The 530-nt window shown below is 50.4% G+C and carries 1 protein-coding gene; it reads right to left on the reverse strand.

From position 1 onward, the window contains the following. Positions 1 to 530: LysR substrate-binding domain-containing protein (locus tag R8N47_RS28145; protein WP_318186474.1), on the reverse strand; the 530-nt coding region annotated here is incomplete at both ends.

The following is a 530-nucleotide window of genomic DNA, read 5'->3' on the forward strand; positions in this document are numbered from 1 at the left end:
TCAGATCATCTGTGACACTGATTCTTCCCATTGCGCCAATCGCCATGCCAGAGCGAACAATGGCTCGTTGAGCAGAAGAGGTGTTACAGCAAGCTAAGAGTTGATATGGCGTTCCTCTTTTGGTCAGCGCATTAATAGCGGCGGCGTGGTATTTACAATCGGTTTGAAATAGCGCGAGAGGGATTGGCTGTGATTCGTCGATAGTGAAATCGGGGTGACTGATCCACACGCCTCTATCACTTGCGAGCCAGTATCCTTCTTCGCTATCGGGTGCACGAGTCACGATGGCGGCGTCTAATTTGCCTTCATCTAGCCATTCGCGGAGCGTCACGCTTGGCTCACTGTACACCTGGATAGAGCAGGTCGGTTCGGTTTGCTGCAATACGCGGATGACTTTAGGCAGCAGACTATCGTTATAGTCTTCTGGACATCCTAAACGCAGTGGGCGTTTGTTTTCGTAGCGTTTTACTTGCTTGACGGCTTGATTGTGCAAACTTACGAGTTGCTCTGCATGCGCACGAAGTGACATA

Source organism: Vibrio sp. 2132-1 (assembly GCF_033344315.1).